General features: G+C 71.1%; 18 protein-coding genes. 6 read left to right on the forward strand and 12 right to left on the reverse strand.

Annotated elements, in window-relative coordinates; genetic code table 11:
- Positions 1–113: 113 nt before the first annotated feature.
- The 7 genes from SSP08S_RS48175 to SSP08S_RS48210 form a co-directional block, all read right to left on the reverse strand.
- Positions 114–788 (reverse strand): 4-carboxy-4-hydroxy-2-oxoadipate aldolase/oxaloacetate decarboxylase, encoded by a 675-nt coding sequence (locus SSP08S_RS48175; RefSeq protein WP_019074839.1) that lies wholly within the window; start codon positions 786–788, stop codon positions 114–116.
- Between the two features lie 9 nt (positions 789–797).
- Positions 798–2,015 carry an aspartate transaminase gene (locus SSP08S_RS48180; protein ID WP_019074840.1) on the reverse strand — a complete coding sequence of 406 codons (1,218 nt, stop codon included), beginning with the start codon at positions 2,013–2,015 and terminating at the stop codon, positions 798–800.
- A 4-nt stretch (positions 2,016–2,019) separates the two neighbouring features.
- On the reverse strand, positions 2,020–2,763 hold the full coding sequence (locus tag SSP08S_RS48185) for an SDR family oxidoreductase (protein ID WP_019074841.1): 744 nt from the start codon (positions 2,761–2,763) through the stop codon (positions 2,020–2,022).
- Between the two features lie 71 nt (positions 2,764–2,834).
- A complete protein-coding gene (locus SSP08S_RS48190; protein WP_019074842.1) occupies positions 2,835–4,151 on the reverse strand; it encodes an MFS transporter in 1,317 nt (438 codons plus the stop codon).
- A 301-nt stretch (positions 4,152–4,452) separates the two neighbouring features.
- Positions 4,453–5,457: a 5-oxoprolinase subunit C family protein gene (locus SSP08S_RS48200; protein ID WP_019074843.1), complete on the reverse strand. Its 1,005-nt coding sequence runs from the start codon at positions 5,455–5,457 to the stop codon at positions 4,453–4,455.
- Positions 5,450–6,163, reverse strand: coding sequence for a 5-oxoprolinase subunit B family protein (locus SSP08S_RS48205; RefSeq protein ID WP_019074844.1), 714 nt, complete (start codon positions 6,161–6,163; stop codon positions 5,450–5,452). Before SSP08S_RS48205 ends, SSP08S_RS48200 begins: the two co-directional genes overlap by 8 nt.
- A gap of 1 nt (position 6,164) precedes the next feature.
- Positions 6,165–6,947, reverse strand: coding sequence for a LamB/YcsF family protein (locus SSP08S_RS48210; RefSeq protein ID WP_019074845.1), 783 nt, complete (start codon positions 6,945–6,947; stop codon positions 6,165–6,167).
- A 278-nt stretch (positions 6,948–7,225) separates the two neighbouring features.
- Between SSP08S_RS48210 and nac the strand changes: the two genes are divergently transcribed.
- Both nac and SSP08S_RS48220 read left to right on the forward strand, forming a co-directional pair.
- Positions 7,226–8,140: a nitrogen assimilation transcriptional regulator NAC gene (nac, locus tag SSP08S_RS48215; RefSeq protein WP_019074846.1), complete on the forward strand. Its 915-nt coding sequence runs from the start codon at positions 7,226–7,228 to the stop codon at positions 8,138–8,140.
- A gap of 124 nt (positions 8,141–8,264) precedes the next feature.
- Positions 8,265–9,257 (forward strand): 2-hydroxyacid dehydrogenase, encoded by a 993-nt coding sequence (locus SSP08S_RS48220; protein ID WP_019074847.1) that lies wholly within the window; start codon positions 8,265–8,267, stop codon positions 9,255–9,257.
- A 10-nt stretch (positions 9,258–9,267) separates the two neighbouring features.
- Here SSP08S_RS48220 and SSP08S_RS48225 read toward each other — a convergent pair whose 3' ends face one another.
- Entirely contained in the window at positions 9,268–10,140 is an 873-nt protein-coding gene (locus SSP08S_RS48225; RefSeq protein WP_019074848.1) for a helix-turn-helix transcriptional regulator, read from the reverse strand.
- Between the two features lie 147 nt (positions 10,141–10,287).
- On the opposite strand from SSP08S_RS48225, the gene SSP08S_RS48230 reads away from it, so the two are divergent.
- From SSP08S_RS48230 to SSP08S_RS48245, 4 genes are all read left to right on the forward strand, one after another.
- A complete protein-coding gene (locus SSP08S_RS48230; protein WP_019074849.1) occupies positions 10,288–11,178 on the forward strand; it encodes an alpha/beta hydrolase in 891 nt (296 codons plus the stop codon).
- A gap of 67 nt (positions 11,179–11,245) precedes the next feature.
- A complete protein-coding gene (locus SSP08S_RS48235; protein WP_019074850.1) occupies positions 11,246–11,710 on the forward strand; it encodes a MarR family winged helix-turn-helix transcriptional regulator in 465 nt (154 codons plus the stop codon).
- Positions 11,707–13,167: an MFS transporter gene (locus tag SSP08S_RS48240; RefSeq protein WP_019074851.1), complete on the forward strand. Its 1,461-nt coding sequence runs from the start codon at positions 11,707–11,709 to the stop codon at positions 13,165–13,167. The genes SSP08S_RS48235 and SSP08S_RS48240 overlap by 4 nt, the downstream gene beginning before the upstream one ends.
- Positions 13,164–13,760 carry a cysteine hydrolase family protein gene (locus tag SSP08S_RS48245; RefSeq protein ID WP_019074852.1) on the forward strand — a complete coding sequence of 199 codons (597 nt, stop codon included), beginning with the start codon at positions 13,164–13,166 and terminating at the stop codon, positions 13,758–13,760. Before SSP08S_RS48240 ends, SSP08S_RS48245 begins: the two co-directional genes overlap by 4 nt.
- Here SSP08S_RS48245 and SSP08S_RS48250 read toward each other — a convergent pair.
- The 4 genes from SSP08S_RS48250 to SSP08S_RS48270 all read right to left on the reverse strand — a co-directional run bounded on the left by SSP08S_RS48250 (position 13,734) and on the right by SSP08S_RS48270 (position 17,843).
- Entirely contained in the window at positions 13,734–14,687 is a 954-nt protein-coding gene (locus SSP08S_RS48250) for an RNA polymerase sigma factor (protein ID WP_019074853.1), read from the reverse strand. The genes SSP08S_RS48245 and SSP08S_RS48250 overlap by 27 nt on opposite strands.
- Before the next feature lie 372 nt (positions 14,688–15,059).
- Complete coding sequence (locus tag SSP08S_RS48255) at positions 15,060–16,454, reverse strand: carotenoid oxygenase family protein (protein WP_019074854.1); 1,395 nt, start codon at positions 16,452–16,454, stop codon at positions 15,060–15,062.
- Positions 16,455–16,602: 148 nt separating this feature from the next.
- Positions 16,603–17,145, reverse strand: a complete 543-nt coding sequence (locus SSP08S_RS57530) for an alpha/beta fold hydrolase (RefSeq protein ID WP_245608111.1) — start codon at positions 17,143–17,145, stop codon at positions 16,603–16,605.
- A gap of 110 nt (positions 17,146–17,255) precedes the next feature.
- Positions 17,256–17,843 carry a hypothetical protein gene (locus SSP08S_RS48270; RefSeq protein WP_019074856.1) on the reverse strand — a complete coding sequence of 196 codons (588 nt, stop codon included), beginning with the start codon at positions 17,841–17,843 and terminating at the stop codon, positions 17,256–17,258.
- Positions 17,844–17,884 lie beyond the last annotated feature (41 nt).

The following is a 17,884-nucleotide window of genomic DNA, read 5'->3' on the forward strand; positions in this document are numbered from 1 at the left end:
GCCGCAGGCCGCAGGCCGCAGGCCGCAGGCCGCAGGCCGCAGGCCGCAGGCCGCAGGCCGCAGGCCGCAGGCCGCAGGCCGCAGGCCGCAGAGCATCACACGACGGACCGGTCCTACTCCTCGATGACCAGGCCCTTCGCCGCCAGTACCGGGGCGAGGCCGCACATCTCGATCACCGTTTTGCCCGCGCGGTACGCGGCGATGAAGCCCGCCTCGGCGTCGACCCGTTCCTGTGAGGCAGCGGCCGCCTCGGCGGCGTCCTCGCGGCGGACCACGACCACGCCGTCCGCGTCGGCGCGCATGATGTCGCCGGGGCGGACGAGTACGCCGCCGACGGTGATCGGTTCGCACATGGGGCCGACGGTCTCCTTGACCGTGCCCTTGATGGAGACGCTGCGGGAGAACACCGGGAAGCCCAGGGCGCGCAGGTCCTCGGTGTCGCGGACGCCGGTGTCGGTGATCAGACCGGCGAGGCCCTTGGACTGGCAGGCGTTGGCGAGGACGTCGCCGAAGGAGCCCGCCTCCTCGTAGTTGCCGGCGGATACCACCACTACGTCGCCGGGGCGGGCGTAGGCGATGGCGGTCTGGAGCATGAGGTTGTCGCGCGGGGCGCACTGGACCGTGAAGGCCGGGCCGCACAGGGACATCGTGTGGTCGACCGGCTTGATGGCCGAGTCCAGTGCCCCGAGGCGGCCCTGCGCCTCGTGGATCGTGGCCGAGGAGAAGGCGCTCAGCTGCTTGACCAGGGCGTCGTCCGGCCGGTCGAACTTCGTGCTGACGCGGATCATGATGACCTTTCAGGCGGAGGGGGCGGTGGACGTCAGTTCGGCACACGCCGTCGCGATGCGCTCGCACGCCTCGGTGAGGACGTCCGTCGAGGTGGCGAAGGAGATACGGAAGTAGCCGGGCGCGCCGTACGCGGCTCCGTGGATCACCGCCACCTGCCGGCTGTCGAGGAGGTGCAGGGCGAAGTCCTCGTCGTTCTCGATGCGCGTGCCGGCGGGCGTGAACTGCCCTATCGCCGAACGGCAGTTGACCAGAAGGTAGAAGCCGCCGTCCGGGACGGTGCAGCTGAGGAGGGGCACGTCGTTGATGAGCTTGACGGTCTCGTCGCGGCGGGCGCGGTAGACCCGCACGGTGTCCCGGACGAAGTCCTGCGGTCCGGTGAGTGCGGCGGCAGCGGCGGCCTGGCTCACCGAGGAGGGGCACGAAGAGGTCTGCGACTGGAGGGTGTTGATCGCGGTGACCAGGTCCGCCGGACCGACGCCGTAGCCGATGCGCCAGCCCGTCATCGCGTACGTCTTGGAGACACCGTTGGTGAGGAACACCCGGTCGGCCAGGGCCGGTTCGACGGCCGCGAGGGACGGGGCCTCCTCGTCGCCGTACCAGATCTCGTCGTAGATCTCGTCGGTGAGGACGCCGACGTACGGGTGCGCCAGCAACACCTGGGCGAGGGCGCGGAGTTCGGAGGTGGTGTAGGCGGATCCGGTGGGGTTTCCCGGGGTGTTGAGGACGACCCAGCGGGTGCGATCGGTGAGGGCCGATGCGAGGCGCTCCGGGGTCAGCTTGAAGCCGTCCGCCTCGGGGCAGTCGACGATGACCGGGGTGCCGTCGTTGGCGCGGACCATGTCGGGGTACGACACCCAGTACGGGGCGGGGACGATCACCTCGTCCCCCTCGTCCAAAGTGGCCATCAGGGCAAGGAAGATGACCTGCTTGGCTCCGCCGCCGACGGTGATGCGGGAGTCGGGGACCTCCAGGCCGTGACGCTCGCGGAGTTTGCCGGAGATCGCCGCGCGCAGGGCCGAAGTGCCGTTCACCGGCGTGTACTTGGTCTCGCCCGCCTCGATGGCCTTGATCGCGGCGGCCTTGACGTGGTCGGGGGTGTCGAAGTCGGGCTCGCCCACGGTGAGGTCAAGGATGGTGAGGCCCTGGCTCTTCAGCTCGCGGACGCGCTGGGCCGCCGCCGTGCTCGGCGAGGGCTTGATGCGGTGCAGCCGTTCTGCCGTCTTCATGTGATCAGCCCTCCCTGCGCTCGAAGTTGAGGCCGCCGGGCACCTGGAAGGTGGGCAGGATCTCGATGTGGCCGATGTTGACGTGCCGGGGCGCGTCGACGGCGAACTCGATGGCGTCGGCGATGTCCTCGGGCTTCAGGGACTCGTAGCCGTCGTAGTACTCGCGCTGGGCGGCCTCCATGTCACCGAGGAGGCGGCCGAAGATCTCCGTCTCCACCCGGCCGGGGCAGATCTCGCTGACGCGGACCCGGCGGCCGTAGCCGTCGACCCGGAGCTGGCGGGAGAGGGTGTGCACGGCGGCCTTGGTGGCGTGGTAGATCGTGTTGCCGCCGAAGTTGTAGACCCCGGCGATGGAGCTGATGTTGACGATGTGGCCGAGGTCCCGCTCGACCATGCCGGGCATCAGCAGACGGACCAGGTGCAGGACGGCCTGGATGTTGACGGCGATCTGCTCGTCGACGGCGAACTCGTCGGCGGTGAGGATGTTGCCGGTGCGGGAGACGCCCGCGTTGTTGACGAGGACGTCGATCTCCAGGCCGTCGAGGACGGCGGTGAGCGCCTCGGTGTCGGTGATGTCGACGGCGTGGGGGACGCAACCGGTCTCGTCGGCAAGGGTGTTGAGCCGGTCGGCGTTGCGGGCCACGGCGTGGACCTCCAGGCCGCGCTTGGCGAGCCGTTCGACGACCACGGCTCCGATGCCGGTCGACGCTCCGGTGACGAGGGCCGTCCTGTAGTCGGAGATGGGCATGCTGAGGTGCTCCTTGTTGTGCGGGGTGGGGGGTGCAACGGGCGTGCGGGTGCCGGGAGTTCGTGGGGCTGTCAGGCGTCGCGCAGCGGCAGGTGGGCGCGGTCCTTGACCTTGGACACCGCGAGGAGGGTGCCCAGGGCCGTGATCACGGCGTAGAAGGCCGGCATGTTGACGTTGCCCGTCTGCGCGATGAGGTAGGTCATCAGCAGGGGGGCCGTGCCGCCGAAGAGGGCGGAGGAGACGTTGTAGCCGAGGCCGTAGGCGGAGTAGCGCACACGGGTCGGGAAGAGTTCGACGAGGAGTATGTGGATGACGCCTGTGTGGCCGGCGAACACCACCGCCATGATGCAGGCGCCGATGACGGCGAGGGCCACGTTTCCGGTGCCGATCAGCAGGTAACAGGGGATGCCGACGATCGCCATGGCGACGGCGGCTCCGGCGAGGACCTTCTTGCGGCCGACGCGGTCGGAGAGGCGGCCCATGTAGGGGATGGCGATACAGATCGCTACCAGGCTGGAGGCGGTGACGAGGAGACCCTGCACCTTGCTGAAGTTCAGCTCGCTGCTCATGAAGGTGGGCATGTAGCTGAACAGGACGTAGTAACCGGAGCCGTTCATCAGGGGGATGAACAGGGCGAGCAGCATCGCGCGGCGGTGCTCGGCGGACGCGAACGCCTCCTTGAGCGGGTTCTTGGAGAGGCCGTCCTCTTCCTTCAGGCGCGTGAAGTTGGGCGTGTCGCTGATGCGCTTGCGGATGTAGATGCCGGCGATGCCGAGCGGCACGGCGAGCAGGAACGGGATGCGCCAGCCCCAGGACTCCATGCGCGCGGAGCCGAGTCCGCTGGTCATCGCGGCGGCGACGAGCGTGCCGGTGAGCAGGGCGAGGAACGAGGCGATCTGCGCGTAGCTGGTGTAGAGCCCGCGCTTGCCCTCCGGGGCGTGCTCGGCGAGGAAGCTCATCGCGCCGGAGGCCTCGCCGCCGACGGAGAAGCCCTGCGCCACGCGGAGCAGGATCAGCAGGGCGGGGGCCGCGACGCCGATGCTGGCGTAGGTCGGCAGTACGCCGATGGCCGCGGTGGCGGCGCTGATCAGGAGGATGACGAAGACCAGCATCCGCTGGCGTCCGATGCGGTCGCCGAGGTGGCCGCAGATGACGGCGCCGAGGGGGCGGAAGAAGAAGGAGACGGCGTAGCCGAGGAAGACGAACTGGACGGCGGTCGCGTTGTCCGAGTTCGGGAAGAAGACGGCGGCGAGCGATCCGGCCATGAAGCCGAAGATGCCGTTGTCGTAGAGCTCAGCGAAGATTCCTACGCAGCCGGCGAGGGTGACCTTGCGGGCTGTTCTGGGGTCGACCGTGTTGGGGACGGGTTGAGCGGCCACGGTACTCATGGCGTCTCCTGTCTGTGCAGCAGGCGGGGATGAGGGGTGTTGCGGCTCCGTGCGGGGTGCTTCCAGCGGGTGGGCGGGGAGCGGGTGTTGGTGTTGCTGTGGGTGAGCGGAGTGCGGGTGGGTTTTGTGGGCGTTGGTTTCGGTCCGGTCTTGCGTGCGGGTCGGTGGGGGCTGGGCGCGCAGTTCCCCGCGCCCCTTTGAAGCCGGCCTGAGTTGAAGAGGTGCGGGTGGTCAAAACCCCGCGCCTCTTTGAAGCCGGCCTGAGTTGAAAAGGTGCGGGTGGTCAAAACCCCGCGCCCCTTTACAGCTGGCCTGGGTTGAAGAGGTCCGCGGGGGCCCTGATGCGCAAGGCCTCGAAGGCCATGCGCACCCTGGATCTCAGGGCGTCTATCGCCTGGCGTTGGGCTCGGTGGGCCGTGATGGCCTGGTCGAGGGTGCGGTGGCGGAAGTGGATGGTCTGGCCGGGGCGGACCTGGCCGAGGGCGGAGAGGCCGGTGGCGGTGACCACGGCGAGGACGGGGTAGCCGGCCGTGACGCCGCGGCCGCGGTGCAGGACGAGGAGTTCGTCGCCGGCGGGGACTTCTACGGCCCCGATGGGGACGCCTCGGGAGAGGACCTCGCCCTTCGTGACGCGGCGGGGTACCGCCCCTTGGAGGCGCAGGCCGATGTGGTTGCTTCGCGGGGTGACCGTGAAGGGGGCGTCGAACAGGCGCCGGCCCGTGTCGCCGAACTCGGCCCGGTCGGGGCCGTCGGTGACGTCGATGGTCCAGCTGGCGGGGAACGGGGGGACCGGCGCGTTCAGGCGGAACAGCGGGATGCGGGAGAACGGGTGGTCTATGGGCGGACAGGCGGTGCGCAGGGCGAGTTCGTCGCCTGCGCGGAGCGGCGGGCCGAAGCCCAGGATCGTGTCGGGGGCGCAGCTGCCCTGGAGGCGCTCCGCCTCGAACGAGCCGAGTACGGCGAGGTAGACGCGCAGTCCCCGGTTGATCCCGGTGACGCGGATGGTTTCGCCGGCCCGGACCGGGAGCGGTTCCCACTGGGGGCGTACGACTCCTTCGACGCTCACCTCGGCGGGGGCGCCCGTGACCGCGATGAGGATGTCGCCGGAGGGGACGCACGCGAAGTCGAGGGCGGTGATCTCCAGCAGCGGGGCGCGGTCGTCGTTGCCGCAGAGGACGTTGGCGACGCGTGCCGAGTGCTGGTCGGCGGCTCCGTTGGCGGGCAGGCCGTAGCGGGAGCGGCCGACGCGGCCGAGGTCCTGCACGGTGACGAGGCCGGCGGTGCGGATGGTGAGGGTGTCAGCCATGGCAGTCCGCCAGGCTCAACTCGGCGTATTCGTCCCACTGTTGGGGCTCGATGGGCCGGAAGCGGAAGGTGTCGCCGGGCCGGTACACGGTGATCGGGTCGCTGTGCAGGTCGAGGACGCGCACCGGGGTGCGGCCCAGGAGCGGCCAGCCGCCGGGCGAGGGCATCGGGCAGATGACCGCCTGCCGTCCGGCGACGGCGACCGAACCGGCGTCGACGCGGGTGCGGGGCGAGGCGAGCCGTGGGACGGGTTTCGGGAACGGCGGGCCGTCCGTCATCGGGGCGCCCGCGGGTGCGCCGAGGCAGCGGACGGTGAGGTCGGTTCCGGAGTGCAGGGCGACGATCTCGCCCTCGGACAGGCCGAGTTGGGCGGCCACCTCCGGCAGGTCCGGTCCGTACTCGCCGCCGTAGACGACGGGGACGACGAAGCGGCGCGGGGGTGTGGTGGGCGCGGGGTGCGGGCCGAGGCGGGCCGCCTCGTGGGCCAGGACGCGGCGGACGGTGGCGTGGTCGGTGGCCGCGCAGTCGAACTCGACGAGCAGGGCGTCGTAGGTGGGCACCACGTCGTGGACGCCGGTGAGTCGGACGGCGTTCAGGGCGTCGGCGAGGGCGTGGACGAGCTGCCACGCGGGTTCGGCGTCGAGGCCCACAGCCTTGGCGACGAGGGCGGAGTCGCCGCAGTCGGTGATGGTGACGTTGCCGGTCATCTCAACCGTCCTTGCCGGTCAGGACCTTGTCGAGCGAAGTGATCTCGACTCCGGCGGTGAGGAGTTGCTCGCGGATGCGGCCGGCCAGGGCGATCGCGCCGGGGCTGTCGCCGTGCAACAGGACGGTGTCGCAGGCGACTTGGACGTCCGTGCCGTCGACGCTGCGGATGACGCCCTCGGTGACCATGCGGAGGGTGCGGCGGGCGACCTCGTCCGGGTCGTGGATCACCGCGCCGGGTTCGGAGCGCGGGACGAGGGTTCCGTCGGCGCGGTAGGCGCGGTCGGCGATGCCCACGATGCCGACCCGCAGGCCCCGGGCGCGGGCCGCGTCGGCCAGCTCGCCGTCCTGCGCGAGGACGATCAGCGATTCGTCGAGGGCTGCCACGGCGTCCACGACGGCGCGGGCGTAGTCGGCTCGTACGGCGACCAGGTTGCCGAGGCGGCCGTGCGGGGCCACGTGGTGGACCCGGGTGCCGTGGGCGACGGCGAAGGCCTGGAGGGCGCCGATCTGGTAGAGCACGTCGGTACGGACCTCCTCCGGGGTGAGATCCATCGCGCGGCGGCCGAAGCCGACCAGGTCGGGGAAGCTGGGGTGGGCGCCCACGGCGACCTGCTTCTCGACGCAGGTCCGCACGGTCGCGTCCATGATGCGGGGATCGCCGGCGTGGAATCCGCAGGCGACGTTGGCGGAGGTGAGCATCTCCAGAAGGGCCGCGTCGTCGCCCATTGTGTAGGCGCCGAATCCCTCGCCGAGATCGGCGACGAGATCAACCATGGGGGTCATGACGTCCTCCGGGAGAGAATGCGGGAATGGGGAACTCCGGGAAAGGGAATTCCTGGGAGGGAGATACCATCACGTCTTCGTGACGCCGGAACGGAGAATGTTCCTGGCGGGATGTTCCGCACAACTTATTCCGCGCGTCGCGTGATCGCCAATATCCGTTCGGTCTGGCGTTATCGCGAACCGCTATGACTCCCCTCACAGCCTCCACCCGCCGGGGCTGTGCTTCGGGGTGATCCCTCCCTACGATGAGGCTTCGCTCCACCCGGAAGGCCCCGCGCATGGACACCAGACGTCTCTACTCGTTCATCAAGATCATCGACGCGGGGAGCATCACGCGCGCGGCCGACATCCTGCACATCGCCCAGCCGGCGCTGAGCCAGCAACTGTCCGCGCTTGAGGCGCAGTTCGGGCAGCAGTTGCTGATCCGCAGCAAGCGCGGGGTCGCCCCGACCGAGGCGGGCCGGGCGCTGTACCGGCACGCTCAGCTCATCCTGCGGCAGGTGGACCTCGCGCAGGCGGCCGTCGACGTCTCCGGCCGGGCCCCCGCGGGCAGCGTGTCGGTGGGCCTCGCGCCGTACAGCCTGGGCGCGGCCCTCGCGCTGCCGCTGCTCAAGAGCGTGCGCGAGCGCTACCCGGACATCCTGCTGCACATCAACGAGAACTTCGGCGGGGTGATCAGCGAGGCGATCATGACCGGCCGGATGGACATGGCGTTCATCTACGGCGCCGGGCCGCTGCGGGGTGTGCAGTTCGAGCCGGTGCGCACCGAGGACCTCTACCTGATCGAGGCGCCCGGTGACGCGGCACCGCAGGGGAAGGGCGAGGTGCGCCTGGAGGAGCTGGCGAGCCTGCCGCTGCTGCTGCCCAGCCGGATCCACACGATCCGGCAGGTGGTGGACGCGGCCTTCCAGCAGGCGTCGCTGCGGCTGAACGTGGTGGGCGAGGTGGAGTCGGCGCTGACCCTGGTCAACGCGGTGGACGCGGGCCTCGGGGCGACGGTCCTGCCGTGGTCGGCGGCGCGCGCCATTCTCGATGTCCGCGCCCTGTCCGTACGGCGGATCGTGGACCCGGTCATCCAGGTCAAACTGTCCGTGGTCACGTCGGACAATCAGCCGCTCTCGGAGCCGGCCCTGGCGGTGCACGATCTCTTCCTGGAACTGATCGCGGGCGACAAGAATAACGACGACGAATAGCGTCACAAGAATCCGCTATTTGTTTCCGGTGACCACCGCGGCTAGCTTTCTTCGAAACCACTTCGCAACCACTGCGAAATCGTTCGCCCGGTCGGCAATACGCGGCTCGTCACTGGAGAAGCACATGAAGAAGCGTGTCCTCGCCACCCGTGAAACCCTGCCCGGCCGAGGTCTGGACCGTCTCTCCGAGAGCGCGGAACTGGTGGCCTGGCCCGGTGCCGGCAAGCCCGGACCGGCCGACCTCGCGGCCCTCGCCCCCGGCGTGAGCGGCGTACTGGCCCTCGGCAACGACCCGGTGGACGCCGCCCTGATGGACGCGGCGGGCCCCTCTCTGCGCGTGATCGCCCTCGCCAGCATGGGCTTCGACAACGTCGACCGGGCCGCGGCCGCCGAACGCGGCATCGTCGTCACCCACACGCCCCGCGTGCTCGCGGAGACCACCGCCGACCTCACCTTCGCGCTGATCCTCGCCGCCCGCCGCAAGCTCGGCGCGGCCGGGGCGAGCCTCGCGGAGGGCTCCTGGGGACTGTTCCGGATGCACGACTACCTCGGCCTGGACGTCCACGGCGCCACCCTCGGCCTGATCGGCTACGGCCAGATCGGCCGCGCGGTGGCCCGTCGCGCCCACGGTTTCGGCATGCGCGTGATCCACCACGACCCGTACGCCCCCGACGACGACCTCTCGACCTCGGTCGGCCTGGCCGCGCTGCTGGCCGACGCCGACGTCGTGTCGCTGCACGTCCCGCTCACCGAGGAGACCCGCCATCTGATCTCGGTCCGCGAGCTGGCCGCGATGAAGCCGACGGCCACACTGGTCAGCACCTCGCGCGGCGGGGTCGTCGTCGAGCAGGCCCTGCTCGACGCGGTCCGCGAGGGCCGCCTGCACTCCGCCGGACTCGACGTCTTCGAACACGAGCCGATGGGACGGGAGTTGTCCCCCTTGGTCGCCGAACCGAACGTGATCGCACTCCCCCACATCGGCTCGGCCACCGAGGCGACCCGGGCCGCGATGGTCGACCTGGCGGTCGACAACATCCTCGACGTCCTGTCCGAACGGCCCGCCCGTACGCCCCTCCCGGGCAGTACGGCGGTGGCGGGCGCGCCGGTCGGCGGCTGAACCCCGCCGCTCACCCCGCCTGCGTGCCGGCGAGGCCCGCCCACTGCAACAGGAACCGCAGCGCCTCCTGCGAGGCCGAGTCCGGCGGCGCGGTGTAGGCGACGAGCAGCTGCTCGGGGTGGGTGTCGACGGTGAACTGCTGGACGTCGAGGGTGAGTTCACCGGCGACCGGATGGACGTACGTCTTGGTGAGCTGCCGTGGTCCGCGCACCTGGTGGCCGGCCCACCAGGTGCGGAAGTCCGGGTCGCGGGCGCCGAGTTCGGCGACGAGGGCGGTCAGCGCGGGGTCGTGCGGGGTGCGGCCCGCCTCCATGCGCAGGACGGCGACGCACTCGCGGGCGGCGCGGGGCCAGTCGGCGTACAGGGCCCGGAAGTCGGCGTCGAGGAAGGTGAGCCGGATCAGGTTGCGCTCGGCCGGGGGCAGCGCGCCGAAGTCGGTGAGGAGTGCGCCGGCCGCGCGGTTCCAGGCGAGTACGTCCATGCCTCGGTGCAGCACCATCGCCGGGACGTCGTGCATCGTGTCCAGCAACTGCCGTAGCCGGGGCGCCACTTCGGGTCGCCCGGCCGGTCGGGCGGCCGGGCCGGGGGCGACCTCGGCCAGGGTGAAGAGGTAGGCGCGCTCGTCCGGTGCGAGGTGCAGGGCGTCGGCGAGCGCGTCCAGGACAGCCCGGGAGCCCCGGCGGGTGCGGCCCTGTTCCAGGCGGACCACGTAGTCGACGCTCACGTGCGCGAGATGGGCGAGTTCCTCCCTGCGCAGCCCGGGTACGCGGCGCAGCCGGCCGTCGTCGGGGAAGCCCGCCTCGTGCGGGTCGCGTTCCGCGCGGCGGGCGCGCAGGAAGTCGCCCAGTTCGTTGCCGGAGAGGGACGCGTCGGGGTCTGCCATGCCTCCAGTGTCGTCGGGGCCGCGGGTGCGTGCCTGGTACAGAACCGCATAGGCAGAGCCGTCCCTGGTGGCGCCGGGGCGGGCGGGTCGACGGTGGGGGCATGGCCGTAGAACGGCTTCCCCTCTCTCCGACTGGAGTGCTCTCCCATGCGTAGTGATGTCGTCTTTCCCAGTGCCGGCCTGAAGCTCGCCGGTCACCTGTACCGCCCGGACGGGGTTCCGCGGGCCGCGATCGTGGTCGGTCATCCCGGTGGTGGGGTGAAGGAGCAGGCGGCCGGGTTGTACGCGCGGCGGCTGGTCGAGCGGGGGTTCGTGACGCTGGCCTTCGACGCCGCGTATCAGGGCGAGAGCGAGGGTGAGCCGCGCGGCTTGGAGGACCCCGGCCAGCGGGTCGAGGACCTGAAGGCGGCGGTCTCCTACCTCGGCACTCTCGACGGGGTCGACCCCGAGCGCATCGGGGTGCTGGGCATCTGTGCCTCCGGTGGGTACGCCCTGGCGGCCACCGCGACCGACCCGCGTATCCGGGCCGTGGCCACGGTGAGCGCCGTGGACATCTCGCGGCAGTTCCGGCTCGGCGCGGACGGCGGCCAGGATCCGGCCGTCGTACGGGGCCTGCTGGCCGCGGCGGCGGAGGCCCGTGGTGCGGACGTCCAGCGCTTCCCGATCTTTCCCGCCACCGAGGAGGAGGCGCGCGCGGGCGGTCCGCATGTCCACGAGGGCTGGGAGTACTACTGCACTCCGCGCGCCCAGCACCCCCGCTCGGCGAAGTCCCTGACCTGGTCGAGCGTCGACCGTATCGCCGGCTTCGACGCGTTCTCCTCCCTCGGCCTGATCGCGCCGCGCCCTGTCCTGCTGATCGCCGGGCGGGCCGCCGTGACCTCCTGGATGAGTGTCGAGGCGTATCAAAAGGCTTATGGGGACAAGGAGTTGGCCTGGATCGGGGGTGCCTCGCACGTGGATCTCTACGACCGGAACGAGTACGTCACGCCCGCCGTCGAGAAGCTGAGCGGATTCTTCGCCGCGCGGCTGGGGGTGTGATCCAGCAGACAGCCGAAACTGCACAAGTAACTTGGCAAAGTTACTTGTGCAGTTTTACGGTGGGGTCATGAACACGAACCCCGAGCCGACCGTCGCCACCGCGCAGCGGCTCAGCGACGCGATCATCCGGGTGCGGGCACGGCTGCGGACGGAGTCGGGGCAGCACGCGACCGGTCTCACGCCCACGCAGCTCGCCGTGCTGGGGAGCGTCGTACGGGAGGGGCCGGTCACGGCGGCGCGGCTGGCCACGCTGGAGCGGGTCAGCGCGCAGTCCATCGCGCAGAGTCTGGCCGTGCTGAAGGCCGCCGGGCTGGTGCACAGCGAGCCGGACGCGCGGGACGGCCGCAAAAAGCTGATGAGCGCCGATCCGTCCGCCGCCGAGCTGATCGACAAGCTGCTGCGGGGCCGCGCCACCTTCCTGGCCAGGGCCATCGACCAGCTGGTCGCCCCGGAGGAGCGGAAGGACGTCGACAAGGCCATCGAGCTGCTGGAGCGTCTGGCCGGGGCCGAGCTGGACGACGGCCGCATATGAGCGCCGACGCCGCCAAAGCCGTCGCCGCGGCGCGCGATCTCGCGCGCAAGCCGTTCTCCTGGACCTTCACGACCCCGCTCTATGTGGGCGCGATCCTGAACCCGGTCAACAGTTCCATCATCGCGACCGCGCTGGTGCCGATAGCCACCGAGCTGCATGTCTCGGTGGGCAGCACCGCCGTACTGGTCTCCTCGCTGTATCTGGCCAGCGCGATAGCGCAACCCACGGCGGGCAAGCTGGCGGAGGTGCTCGGGGCGCGCCGGATCTTCCTGGCCGGGATCGTGCTGGTACTGCTCGGCGGTGTCGTCGGCGGCCTCGGCCAGAACCTGGCGATGCTGACGGTCGCCCGTGTCCTGGTCGGTGTCGGCACCTCGGCCGCGTTCCCCTGCGCGATGGTGCTGATCCGGCGCCGCGCCGAGGACGCCGGTCTCGACGGGCCGCCGGGCGGGGTGCTCGGCGGGATCGCGATCGCGGGCATGGCCACCGCCGCCGTCGGGCCGCCGATCGGCGGGCTGCTGGTCGGTGCGGGCGGCTGGCGCTGGGCGTTCCTGATCAACATCCCGGTCACCGCGATGGCGATGGTGATGGCGGTGCGCTGGCTGCCCAAGGACCCGGCGCTCGACCGCGCGGACCGGCGGTTCCGCAGGGTCGCCGACCGGATCGACCTGCCCGGCATCCTCGGTTTCGCCGTGACGATGAGCGCGCTGGTCATCTTCCTCATGGACCTCCCCCGGCTCGACTGGATCGCCCTCGCCGTCTTCGCGCTGGCCGCCGTCCCCACCGTCCGGTGGGAGCTGCGCAGGACCGCGCCGTTCTTCGACTTCCGCGGCCTCGCCGCCAACGGCGCCCTCACCCGCACCTATCTGCGCCAGGGGCTCACCCTGCTCGGCACCTACTCGGTGATGTACGGCATGACGCAGTGGATGGAGGCCGCGCACGGGTACTCCACGGTGACGGCGGGACTCCTGCTGCTGCCGATGGGCGCCGTCTCCGCGCTGCTCTCGCGCCCGCTGGCCAGCCGCAATCTGGTGCGCGGCCCGCTGATCGCCTCGGCGGTGACCATGCTGATCGGCTCGGCCGGGATCATGCTGCTCACCTCGGACAGCCCGGCGATCGCGCTCGTGCTGGTCTCGCTGATCTTCGGCGTCACCTCGGCCGCCACGACCGTGGGCAACCAGACCGCCCTCTACCTCGCCGCGCCGCCCGACCAGATCGGCACCGCCTCCGGGCTGTTCCGCACCTTCGGCTACCTCGGCACCATCACCTCCGCCGTGATCGGCGGAATCGTCTTCCGCGACGGCGCGAGCGACCACGGCCTGCACATTCTCGGCCTCGTCCTGGTCGGGGCGGGCGTCGTGGTCCTCCTGCTGACCGTCCTGGACCGCCGGCTGATGGGCCGCGACACGACCAACTCCCCCGCACATACGGAAAACCCCACCAAGGAGAACCTCACGTGAGCACCACCCCCCTCGCCACGATCGACCCCGCGCGTACCGCCCTGCTGGTCATGGACTTCCAGAACGGGATCGTCCCCGCCGTACCCGACTCCGACGCCCTCGTCGAGCGGGTCAAGGACTCCATCGCCGAGGTCCGCGCGGCCGGCGGCACCATCGGCTACGTCCGCGTCGCCTTCACCGAGGACGACTGGACGGCCGTCCCCGAGCACAACCCGACCTTCAGCGGGGTCGCCGGGGCGAAGATGCTGCACCACGAGGACGCCTCGACCCAGATCGACGAGCGCCTCACCCCCGAGGACGGCGACGTCGTCGTCCGCAAGATCCGCTACGGCTCCGGCTCCACCACCGATCTCCACCAGCAGTTGGGCGAGCGGGGCATCGACACCCTGGTGCTCGCCGGGATCAGCACCAGCGGTGTCGTCCTGTCCACCGTCATGGACGCCGCCGACCGCGACTACCGCGTCCTCGTCCTGTCCGACGGTGTCGCCGACCCCGACGCCGAGACCCACCGGGTGCTGGTCGAGAAGGTGTTCCCGTCCCGGTCCCAGGTCATCGACACGGCGGCGCTACGAGGGCTGCTGCGCTCCGCCTGACGGGGTCCCCGGGAAGACCACCCGGAGCTTCCGCACCCGCCCGTCCTGCCGGAACATCAGCCAGGCGAGGCTGGGCGGGCAGGGGTTGGAGATCCCGGCGGGGTTTATGGCCTCCATCTCCCAGATGGCGATGTCGCGGCTGGCCACGACATGGCGCAGATGCTGGGTCACGCCCTTGGTCCTGGTCTCCCGCATGGCCGGGAAGGGATGGACGCGTCCGCCCTCCTTGTTGAGGACGCCGACCAGTTCGGTCTCGGCGGGCCACAACTCCAGGATCTCGCAGGGCAGTTGACCGCGCATGGCGCCGTCCAGCGTGGCCTCGGCCTCCTGCCGGCTGTCCTCGGTGATCGCGGCGGCGTCCTCGTGGCCCTGCGTCCGGGTGGACAGCAGCACCTTGGCCATCTTCGCCCTGGCCTGGTTGAGCCGGCTGCGCACGGTGCCGACCGGCACCTCGCAGGCCTCGGCGATGTCCTGGTACGAGGTGATCCCGCTGAAGTGCCGCAGCATCAGCACCAGCCGCTGCTGCTGCGGCAGTTCCTCCACCGCGTCCCAGATCCAGTCCCGCATCGCGTGCTGCTCGATCAGCCGCTCGGGGTGCTCGTCGTCGCGCAGCCGCAGCTGCTCCAGCCCGTCGAGTCCGGGCAGCTCCCGGTTGGCCCGCAGCCGCATCCGCGCGGAGTTCCGTACGATCGCCCGCAGCCACGCCCCCACGGCCGCGGGCTCCCGCACGTCGCCGATGCGCCGCAGCGCGGTCAGGGCGGCATCCTGTACGGCGTCCTCGGCGTCGGGGCCGTAGCCGAGCAGGCTCAACGCGACCGCGCGCATGGGCGCCTGATGGCGTGTCAGCAGAAGTCCCAGGGCGCCGGTGTCGCCCGACTGGGCCCTGCGGGTGAGTTCCTCGTCCGTGGGGTGGTTGAGGGGCACCATGAGTCCGAAGCCTCCATGACGACGCATCGCGAACGGTGTGCTGCCAGGCCGTGTCCGCAAAGTCCCGTCGTCCGCCCGGAGGACGGGCCTCGCGGCGTCCGGTGCGCGCTCTGGGGGTCCCCCCGGCCGGAGGCTGGAGGAGTTCCGGGCGGAAGTCCTCGTACTGGTTGTACGTGGGCTTTCGTCCGGAACGCCGAGTGGGGGCACCTCCCACGCCCTTAAGGCAGTGGGGGGAGCGTGCCGGGCGTCGCGAGGCTGGGGGTACCCCCTCTGGGGGAGGGACTTTGCGGACATGACCTAGGGCCTCGTGCGTCGGGTCGAGGGGCCCTGCCGAGGAAGATACGCGGGAGCGGCTCCTCGGCAAGGGCCTTCTCAGTCCTCGGACCGGCTGCCGGGCTCGGGCAGCCAGCTGCCGTGGAAGCCGGACGGGACCGGGTACGGCAGTTCCACGACCGCCTGCACCGAGAGGTCCGCGGCGTCGAGGACGAGGAGTTCGCCCGCCGCGCCGTCGTCGTCCGAGAGGAGCGACAGCAGCCAGCCCTCGTCCTCGGCGGTGCCGTCCGCCGCCGGGACGAAGACGGCCTCGCCGGAGTAGCGGCTGCCTGGCGTCTTGTGGACGTCGTCGGTCCGGCGCGTGAGGTCGTGCTTGGCGATGCCGTCGCCGTTGACCGTGTAGAGGTAGCGGTTCGGGCGCCCGGTGAGGGTCTCGTTGTGGGTGGGGAACTCGGCCTCGCGGTCGTCGAGTTGGGACTCGAGGACCCGGCCGGCCACCGGGTCGAGGATCCACCGGTACAGCACGGAGGGCGCCTGGGTGTGGCCCGGTTCCCGCACCCCGACCTGGCCGTTCGGGACGCCGGGGGTGCCCTGGCCGGTGGGTCCGCCGATGTCGCCCCAGACCTTCCGGAACCCGGCGTCGTCGTAGCGCACCGCGTCCAGCACCACCCGGCCCTGCGCGTCCTCGTAGGCGTTGCCCACGTGGAAGACGTAGCAGGGGTCGACGTCGAACCAGCGCACGTCGGTGACGCCGGGCTCGCGCGACATGATCCCGATCCGGGCGCCGTACGCCTCGGCCCACCGGTACGGCATGCCGCCGCGTCCCGCCAGCTCGGCGTCGAAGACCACGGGCAGGTCCATCCACACGACGTGGTGCTCGGTGATGGCGAAGTCGTGCATCATCGTCGGTCCCGGCACGTCGATCGGCCGGCTGTCGAGCAGCTCGCCCTCCGGGGTGACCCGGTGGTAGGTGAGATAGGGCGGCGCGAACCCGGTCCCGAACAGGTGGAGTTCACCGGTGACCGGGTCCTCCTTGGGGTGCGCGGTCATCGCGGTGGTGAGCTTCCCGCCGAAGTCGTACGGCCCGATGGTGTCCAGCTCCGGGGTGACCCAGTAGGGCAGGCCGACCTCGCACAGCGCGAGCACGGTGTCGGCGTGCCGGATCACATGAGTGTTGGCCGGCGTCGCGGCCAGGTCGATGCTGAAGTCCTCGCGGACGAAGGGGTGACCCTCCAACTCCCTTGTGCGGACCCACCTGTTGCGATACCACTCGGCGCGGCCCTCGCGCAGCCGGATGCCGTGCAGCATGCCGGGGCCGGTGAACCAGTGGCCCTTGTCCTCACCGGGCAGCGGGTTGGGGCCGTTGCGCAGATAGCGGCCGTCCAGCTCGGGCGGCAGGGTGCCGCGCACGGTGAGCCGCGCGGCGGTGTGCTCCTCGGGGACCGGGGCGAAGCGGCCCCGTAGATACAGCGGAACGGTTGTCTCGTCGGTCATCGGTACTTTCCTTGTCGAGCCGTGCACCCGAACCACCTTGGTCCGGGCGGGAGTTGGCCGCGGCGGCGGACACCGGTACGGCCTCCGCCGCCGCGGTTGCGACGGCCGCGCCGATCACAGCGGCCGCCACGACTGCCTGCGCGGAGCCTCACGCGGTGGTGCCGGCCGCCACCTTCCCGATGAACGCGGCGCCCTCGGCGGGCCTGGACGCGTACTCGGCGTGACTGCCGCCGGTCTCGGCGACCGTGGCACCGGCGCGCTCGGCCATGGCCCGCCGGGCGGGCGGCGGGATCATGCGGTCGTCGGTGGCGACGGGGTAGAAACCCGGCTTGGCACGCCAGGCGGGCTGGCCGACCGCACCGCCCAACGCGTCCAGTCCCCACGGCACTTGGGAGTCGGCGAGGAACTGGGCGCCGGCGGCGGGCAGGTCCCCGGCGAAGGACGCGGCGAACTTCTCCCGGTCGAGGAAGAGGAACCCGTCGACGGGCGGCAGGATCGGCGGCACGGGAGCACCGGGCGGCGGGTCGGCGATGAGGGTGTTCACGGACTCGCCCTTGTCGGGCGCGAAGGCCGCGACGTCGACGAGCGCCGGCACGTTCTCGTGGTTCCCGGCCTCGGAGATCACGGCGCCGCCGCCCTCGAGGGACAGTGTGGGGTCCTGGACGACGTTCCGCGCCGAGGCGGCTTCCAGCGTGGTGCTCACGGTGCGCCAACTCCTTCGTGGGGATGGGTACTTGGTGCCGAAAGGCCGTGAAGTCGCGAAGTCACCGGCCGGGGACGGCGGTTGGCCGTCCGGCCGGGCTACGGGACGGCCCGCACCGGCGGTTGTGCCTGCGCCAGGGCCACGAACCTGGCCTGGACGCGGGCCGGATAGACCTTCGTGAAGACGGCGGGGGCGACCAGGCCGACGACATGGGCGGTGATGCCGACCCAGGCCGGGGCGTCCACCGCGTTGGAAATGGCCAGGCTGACCGCGATGAAGGTGAAGCCGGCTCCCCAGGCGCTGGTGATGAGGTTGTTGACCTGGACGAACTCCGGCATGTCCCAGTACTCGCGGGGCGTCTGGCGCTTGGCGATCCCGAGCGTGAAGGGGCTGCGGAGCAGCAGGCTGCCCCAGGCGGTGCCGCCCAGCCAGACGAAGGAGATGACGTCGGTCTGGCCGGACAGGGAGGAGTCCGGCTTCGCGACGGAGACGGCGCCGATCACCACGAAGTAGGCGAGGGTGCTGATCTCCAGGACCAGGGCGTCGAAGCCGACCCCGCGGCGACGGTCGTTGAGCATCATCAGCAGCCCCGTGAGGAGACCGCCGAGCGCGCCCCAGCGCCAGTCGAAGGACGAGAGGACGCCGGCGACGATCCAGGGGGCGAATCCGGGCAGATAAGCCAACATTGATTGTTCCTCGGTGGAGTGGAGTGGACGCCGACTAGATG

Origin of the sequence: Streptomyces hokutonensis (assembly GCF_000376565.1) — a bacterium.
In the GTDB taxonomy this organism is placed as follows: Bacteria; Actinomycetota; Actinomycetes; order Streptomycetales; family Streptomycetaceae; genus Streptomyces; species Streptomyces hokutonensis.